This is a genomic window from Myroides sp. DF42-4-2, assembly GCF_030326445.1.
In the GTDB taxonomy this organism is placed as follows: domain Bacteria; phylum Bacteroidota; class Bacteroidia; order Flavobacteriales; family Flavobacteriaceae; genus Flavobacterium.
This window is the reverse complement of record NZ_JACAKI010000038.1, coordinates 1-7,453: the sequence shown is the minus strand read 5'-3', so window position 1 is coordinate 7,453 and position 7,453 is coordinate 1. Positions and strand designations below refer to the sequence as shown.

Below are 7,453 nucleotides of genomic sequence, written 5' to 3'. Positions count from 1 at the left end.
TAACGGGAAACGCATTGGCGAAGTGGCGGATAAATTGAACCGAAAGTTCAATTTAGCAGTGACGTAGCCGATGTGTTTCCACAGAAGCTAAATTATTAAAAAAAAGCTGAATGTGGAACACATTCGGCGGAATAAAAAGCACAAAAGTTGAATTTTGTACTTAACCCGCCATTTTGCCAATGCGATGTTATGTGTAGTTTTTTAGTATCTTTGTCAGATGAAATTATCAGATTAGCATATTTACTTTACGCAACGTATAGGAAGAGAATAGTTTAGTATTATTCTTCGTTTCCTTATTGTCTCTTATTGTAAATTAAATATGTTAAATAATGAAAAATTACTTCGAAAGTCCTTTTAAAGGAAAAATAATCAAAGACCACATAACTAATCCCAATATAATTTCGGGTAAATATTCTTATTATTCTGGTTATTATCACGGTCATTCATTTGACGATTGTGCTCGTTATCTGTTTCCGGACAGGAATGATGTCGATAAACTAATTATCGGTTCTTATTGTTCAATAGGGAGCGGTGCAAGTTTCATAATGGCAGGTAATCAAGGTCATAAATATGATTGGATTTCCAGTTTTCCATTTTTTTATATGTCTGAATTTGATGTTTTCAGTAAAAGCCAAGATGGATTTCAAAAAGCAGGAGATACAGTTGTTGGGAATGATGTTTGGATTGGTAGTGAAGCTATGATAATGCCAGGAGTTCAGATAGGAGATGGAGCTGTTATTGGCAGTCGTGCTTTGGTTACAAAAGATGTTGAACCTTATTCAATTGTAGGGGGAAATCCAGCCAAATTGATAAAAAAGAGATTTAGTGATGATGACATCCAAAAATTGCAGGAAATGAAATGGTGGGAATGGGATGAAGAAACCCTTTTTGAAGCAATGCCAATTCTTTGTTCAAATAAAATCGATTTGTTGTACAAGTTTTTTAGAAAAATGAAATGATAAAAAGAAGGTTCCGAAATTCGGAGCCTTTTTGTTTTAACTGCGTTTGCGGCTAAAATTACACATAACGACCGAGGCTATGGGCACGGGCGGGTTGCGGGCGTATTCGCTGTCGCACAGCGACAAGGCGAATGCGGGCGCAAAACCTGCTAAGTGCACGTCAGCCAGCCTGTGAACATAGGCGTGTGTTAGGTGGTCGTAGTTTGTTGTTTTTCAGTCGTTTAAATTTCGGCCGTTTAGTGAGCTTTCACTTCGAAAACCACAATTCAGTCGCTTGTTAAACCGCATTTTCCAACCGAAAACGCTCAAATTCGTTGTAAATTTTATATTTTCTTTTTTCTTAAAGTCTAACCGCTAAACTACGCACAAATTAACGAATAAAAACTGATTTTTTTGTCTTAGAATTCATGTTTTCCGACAGTTTTAAAGTCGAGAAACTCAAATTAAATGAACTGAATGTCAGTCGGAAAGCAGAAATAGAATCGAAAATTTTTCCGTTTAAGCACTTTCACGACAGCCCGAAACGGGTTTTTTATTTTCGGGTTGTCCGTGAGTTTGTTTTTCTTTTTGTTTTTTCGTCAAGTTTGTTCGTTAACCACTTTCAGTCCGCTAAAGAGCAGAGTCTGCAAAAAATGAACTTGGTTTCCTTATATTCAAATCGGAAATCTCCATTTCCAAAATTTCGTTCGTTATATGTCGTAGTCTGAAAAGTAATAAGTCTAATTTTCTTTCCTTTAAAATCTGCGAGGAATTGTCCGCCGTGCAAACTCCCGAAAGCCAGCAAATTCAGTCTAACCGATAAGTCAAAAAGTCGAGAAGAAGCGGACAGTTCCTCAAAGATTTTTCAGCAACAAATCCGTCTTTTTCCTTTTTTTACTATGACACCTAACGACCGAGGCTATGGGCTTGGGCGGGCTGCGGGCGGATTTCCTGTCGCCACAGCGACAAAGGAAATGCGGAACGACCTAAATCAGTCAGAAAATACTCAGTACGAGGTGGTTGTTCTGCATAAATTTTTCTATCTATAATCTTATACTCCAACAATTCTTTAAGTTGTTGATTTATTACACGTTCTGTTGCATCAGGCACCTCCTTGAATATCAGACTTGGGCGTAGTGGCTTATCTCGAAGTGCTTCTATGATGCAAATTTTCCACTTTCCGCCAAGCACCTGCATAGCAATGCTATAACCACATTCTAGATATATAGGGATTTTTCTTTCAGACATAATTGTATAGTTAATTTGTAGGAACAAGATACAAAAATAGTGCGAGAATGCATTCTTTGATTATTTTGCTTATCATTCTCTTATCCTAATTCCTTCTCAAACATATACATCAATTTATCTTTTTCATTCAGTTCTACACTTCTGCTTACCTTTTTATTGGTGATTTGATAGCCCGAAAATCGAGTAACAAAAATGCCCAAGCCTTGAGTGTAGGAGCTGACTTCTGCTGAGTATTCTTTACTAGTATCTAAAGGAATTTCACCCAAAATAGTAGTCCAATCACCATCTGAAGTAATAGTAGATATTTCGCCTTGCATCTTGTTGATGTCTGTAATAGCCCTAGCATTCACAGCTATTGGAATTTGCAATTTAAAATCTAAGATTGGCTCCAACAACTCAACATCAGCTTGTTGTAAAGCCAATCGAAAAACATAGGGAGCTAAACTTCTAAAGTCGGCAGGTGTGCTCACTGGACTATAATAGATTCCGTGAGAAAAAGTGACTTTAAGGTCGGTTACTTTCCAGCCATACAAACCCGATTCACAGGCTTTCTTGACTCCATCGAATACTGCATTCTGAAAAGATTGATTCAAGTAGCCCAATGAAATATCGCTCTCTATCGTAAGTCCCGCACCGATTGGCAAAGGTTCTATAATCAAGCCAATAGATGCCCAATAAGGATTAGGTGGCACTTCGATATGAATGGTGTATTCCGATTTCGTTTTCAGACGTTCCTTATAAATCGTTTTCACCTCTTCAAAGTAAGCATCTACCGAAAATCGCTCCTCCAACAAAGTCAAAATAACTTCCCGTTGAGTTGCTCCATAAAGAGAAACTTCTAGCTCATTATTATCAGCATTGATACCAAACGTTAAAGATGGATCTTCTACCGATAATACATTCATAGCAGAAATTAATTTACTCCTATCCTCTACTTTGGCAGGATGTATAGATGATTTGAGAGCAGGACTAGGAATATTCAATTTATCAAATAAACTTGGCATTGTTCCTAAATAATCACCTACCATCAGACTTTCGGCATGGTCTAAAATTGCAATATCGTTTGTAGAAACTTCATCTACATCTATTTCGTTTCCAGCGTAAAAGGTCTTTAAACTTCTTATTTTCAGATTCTCATCTGAGCCATTGAGGTTGTATGATTTTCTTGTTCTAAGGCTTCCCCCTATAATCTTTAGATAGGCTCGTTTCTGTTCCTTCTTATTATGCTCAATTTTATAGACATAGGCAGATAAATCGTTCTCTTGAGGTAGAGATGTTTCAATAAAAGTAGTGATTGAGTTTAGCAAATCTTCGATACCAATGCCATACATTGCTGAGCCATGGTAGATAGGATGTAGTTTAGCGAATTGAACAAGATGAATCATTGAACTCCAATAGTCTGAATTTGAGAGTTGCGTATCGCTTAAGTATTTTTCAAGCAAAGAATCATCTTTCTCCAAAATTGTTTCTCTGTCCTTTTCTGATATGTTGTGTATTGTACAGCTAGAAGTTAAAATCTTGCCATCAACGGATTGCATAAGAAGAATATCTTTTGAAAGGCTATTTTGTATTTCGAAATAAAGCTGATTTAGATTTACTCCCTCTCTATCTATTTTGTTGATAAATAGAATGGCTGGAATTTCTAGTTGTTGCAAGACATTGAACAACAATCTCGTTTGAGCTTGAATACCCTCTTTAGCAGACACCACAAGAATAGCACCATCTAGCATTCTAAAAGTGCGTTCCACTTCTGCTAGAAAGTCCATGTGTCCAGGAGTGTCGATAATATTAATCTTTGTATCGTTCCATTGAATAGACGTTGTAGAAGCTCTAACGGTGATACCTCTTCGTTTTTCAATATCCATCGAATCGGTTGTGGTATTACCTTTGTCCACACTTCCACGTACCTCAGTTGCTCCACTAGCAAATAGCAAGTTCTCAGTAATGGAGGTTTTTCCTGCATCAATATGTGCAAGAATACCTATATTTATAGTTTTCATTTGATTTTGTAAATAATATAGCGGATGCTTTGTAGAAATGCATCACATAAAAAATACATCCTTGATGGTAGAATGTACCACAAGAACTTGAATTCGTATTTCTAATTATATTATTTACTGCCGCATAGTGTGACAAAGGTAGAAAATAAATTTTAAAATCAACCCTACATTCAAGTTGAAAATGCAACTTTATTGATTATTAACTAAATGATATGTTTGATGAAAAAATCGAGGATAACTTTTTTCGAGCTCGATGGGACGGCTCCAAAAGTTATCACCCGCTTTTTTCGAGTAGATTCCAAATTCCATCAAATATCTGATTTGGGGATAAATATCCAAATCTTTTTCGTGGCCTGTTGTTTATCTGTTGTTCCACATAATTCACATATTCATGTGTAACATAATTGAAATCAACTTTTTTCGGTATATATTGCCTTACCAAGCGATTATAGTTTTCGTTGGAACCTCTTTGCCAGCTTGCATATGGCTTGGCAAAGAAAAAGTCGATTTTCAAGTCTCCGGCTACCATCTGATGACACGAAAACTCTTTTCCATTGTCAGATGTGATTGTTTTCAGGAATGGTTTCCAATCCTCCAGGCAATCAATAGTAACCAGTGCGAGTTGTTCCGCATCCTTGCCATCTAATTTTCGGAGTCTGGCTATTCCGGTTGCCCTGTCGTTGATGGTTAAGATGGCACCTTTGTGATCCTTGCCTATGATAAGGTCAATTTCCAAATCACCAAAGCGTTCCCGTAGTTCAACTTCAGGCGGTCTTAGAGATATATCTGTACGATTGGGGATTGTTCCCCGCTTGTCGTAAATCACACTTCGCTTTTTGTAGCGACGTCCACGGTTTCTCAGGTCAAGATATAGCGTCCCTTTTTTACGCTTATCTTGCCAAATAAACTGATAAATACGTTCGTGTGATACACAGTTATCTCCATTTGTTTTGGCAACACCTGCAATTTGTTCCGGACTGTATTTGAGACGCAATTTATCTCGTACATAAGCCTCAACCTCAGGTGTGAAGGTTCTCGCTTTAGCTTTGTATGCCTGACGCTTCAGGTATTTACGATGCGCTAAATCATCTTTGTATTCGCCAGATCGGGCATCTGCATTACGGCGGATTTCACGACTGACAACTGATTTATCTTTATTTATTACACGGGCAATCTCACATTGTGGATACCCACTTTGCAACATTGTGCAAATAGTATATCTTTGTTCTCTGGTTAAATGACTCATAAATGTCAACTTTGGTCGGTAGACAATATAGTTCATTTTTTCCATCAGGGCAAGGGGGAGTTATTCCTCCTGGCTCTGAAAAAAACAAACTTTCCTATTTTGTCTGCAAAGTTGCATTTACAACTTGAATTTTCATGTCAATTTCTTTTATTTTTCTGAAAAGTTTATTTCCAATTCTAAAGTACTCATAGTTGTTGTTAAAATAGAAAAATACTTTATATCTTCCTCTATAACTATAAACACTTTCGATTGGCAGAGTCATAACAATCTGATTACTGTTTTTTGCAACATTATAGCCAACAATGTGAAATATTGCTTCAGCTGTAATTCCAAAACTTGAATAAGAAATCATTGAAGCCATAATAATCAATAAAACATATGTAAACACTCTGTCTATAATTGACTTAAAACCTTTGTGAAGTCTTTTTAAAAAGTTAAGTCTGAGTAATGTTATAATAACAATTCCTATAATAAAAGGTATCCACTCTACAAATAAATTGTATTTAAAACTTTGTCCAATTGTCAGTGGTTTAAGAAAAAAGTAATAAATGACAGCATATGTAAGAAACCCTACAAATAATTTATATACAATATTTTCTTCTTGACTATGTTTGATTTTTATTGAGCTCAAAAACTTAAGCATATATTTTTCTAATTTTCATGTTCGCAATACTTAGTGTTCTAATCTTGAGTCTTGTAAAAATAGTTTTACCATTTATAATTGTTTTCACTCGTAAAAAAGAGATAAATTAAGTTCCTACTAATTCTCAACCACAATGTCCCGCTTTTGCTCGTTATTTGTCAATGTAATGAAGTGAAAAGTCAAAAATACTTCCTTTATAGTCTGCGAGGAATTGTCCGCCCGAAAAAGCTGACAGAAGTAAAAAGTCTGTCAAACCCGAACTGTCTGTCTATGTCGAAAAAACGGACAGTTCGTCAAAGACTTTTCAGTGAATAAATCTCTGTCTTTTCTTTTTTTACACTGACGCATAACGGGAAACGCATTGGCGAAGTGGCGGATAAATTGAACCGAAAGTTCAATTTAGCAGTAACGTAGCCGATGTGTTTCCACAGAAGCTAAATTATTAAAAAAAAGCTGAATGTGGAACACATTCGGCGGAATAAAAAGCACAAAAGTTGAATTTTGTACTTAACCCGCCATTTTGCCAATGCGATGTTATGTGTAGTTTTTTAGTATCTTTGTCAGATGAAATTATCAGATTAGCATATTTACTTTACGCAACGTATAGGAAGAGAATAGTTTAGTATTATTCTTCGTTTCCTTATTGTCTCTTATTGTAAATTAAATATGTTAAATAATGAAAAATTACTTCGAAAGTCCTTTTAAAGGAAAAATAATCAAAGACCACATAACTAATCCCAATATAATTTCGGGTAAATATTCTTATTATTCTGGTTATTATCACGGTCATTCATTTGACGATTGTGCTCGTTATCTGTTTCCGGACAGGAATGATGTCGATAAACTAATTATCGGTTCTTATTGTTCAATAGGGAGCGGTGCAAGTTTCATAATGGCAGGTAATCAAGGTCATAAATATGATTGGATTTCCAGTTTTCCATTTTTTTATATGTCTGAATTTGATGTTTTCAGTAAAAGCCAAGATGGATTTCAAAAAGCAGGAGATACAGTTGTTGGGAATGATGTTTGGATTGGTAGTGAAGCTATGATAATGCCAGGAGTTCAGATAGGAGATGGAGCTGTTATTGGCAGTCGTGCTTTGGTTACAAAAGATGTTGAACCTTATTCAATTGTAGGGGGAAATCCAGCCAAATTGATAAAAAAGAGATTTAGTGATGATGACATCCAAAAATTGCAGGAAATGAAATGGTGGGAATGGGATGAAGAAACCCTTTTTGAAGCAATGCCAATTCTTTGTTCAAATAAAATCGATTTGTTGTACAAGTTTTTTAGAAAAATGAAATGATAAAAAGAAGGTTCCGAAATTCGGAGCCTTTTTGTTTTAACTGCGTTTGCGGCTAAAATTACACATAACGTT

At 35.8% G+C, this 7,453-nt stretch carries 6 protein-coding genes; 2 read left to right on the top strand and 4 right to left on the bottom strand.

Annotated elements, in window-relative coordinates; translation table 11 throughout:
- The first annotated feature begins 329 nt into the window (after positions 1-329).
- Positions 330-959, top strand: a complete 630-nt coding sequence (catB, locus tag HX062_RS15850; RefSeq protein WP_010256763.1) for a type B chloramphenicol O-acetyltransferase — start codon at positions 330-332, stop codon at positions 957-959.
- Positions 960-1,844: 885 nt separating this feature from the next.
- On the opposite strand, the gene HX062_RS15845 is transcribed toward catB (HX062_RS15850), so the two are convergent.
- From HX062_RS15845 to HX062_RS15830, 4 genes are all read right to left on the bottom strand, one after another.
- Positions 1,845-2,186: a winged helix-turn-helix transcriptional regulator gene (locus tag HX062_RS15845; protein WP_150433340.1), complete on the bottom strand. Its 342-nt coding sequence runs from the start codon at positions 2,184-2,186 to the stop codon at positions 1,845-1,847.
- Positions 2,187-2,266: 80 nt separating this feature from the next.
- Positions 2,267-4,186 (bottom strand): tetracycline resistance ribosomal protection protein Tet(36), encoded by a 1,920-nt coding sequence (tet(36), locus tag HX062_RS15840; RefSeq protein ID WP_150433341.1) that lies wholly within the window; start codon positions 4,184-4,186, stop codon positions 2,267-2,269.
- Positions 4,187-4,460: 274 nt separating this feature from the next.
- Positions 4,461-5,432 carry an IS30 family transposase gene (locus tag HX062_RS15835; protein WP_180906896.1) on the bottom strand — a complete coding sequence of 324 codons (972 nt, stop codon included), beginning with the start codon at positions 5,430-5,432 and terminating at the stop codon, positions 4,461-4,463.
- Between the two features lie 94 nt (positions 5,433-5,526).
- Entirely contained in the window at positions 5,527-6,075 is a 549-nt protein-coding gene (locus HX062_RS15830) for a hypothetical protein (protein ID WP_180906897.1), read from the bottom strand.
- Positions 6,076-6,751: 676 nt separating this feature from the next.
- On the opposite strand from HX062_RS15830, the gene catB (HX062_RS15825) reads away from it, so the two are divergent.
- A complete protein-coding gene (catB, locus tag HX062_RS15825) occupies positions 6,752-7,381 on the top strand; it encodes a type B chloramphenicol O-acetyltransferase (protein WP_010256763.1) in 630 nt (209 codons plus the stop codon).
- Positions 7,382-7,453: the final 72 nt, after the last annotated feature.

Excerpts from the sequence above, each read along its gene's own strand:
- catB (WP_010256763.1), top strand. The coding sequence starts at position 330 with ATGAAAAATTACTTCGAAAGTCCTTTTAAAGGAAAAATAATCAAAGAC.
- HX062_RS15845 (WP_150433340.1), bottom strand. The coding sequence starts at position 2,186 with ATGTCTGAAAGAAAAATCCCTATATATCTAGAATGTGGTTATAGCATT.
- HX062_RS15835 (WP_180906896.1), bottom strand. The coding sequence starts at position 5,432 with ATGAGTCATTTAACCAGAGAACAAAGATATACTATTTGCACAATGTTG.
- HX062_RS15830 (WP_180906897.1), bottom strand. The coding sequence starts at position 6,075 with ATGCTTAAGTTTTTGAGCTCAATAAAAATCAAACATAGTCAAGAAGAA.
- catB (WP_010256763.1), top strand. The coding sequence starts at position 6,752 with ATGAAAAATTACTTCGAAAGTCCTTTTAAAGGAAAAATAATCAAAGAC.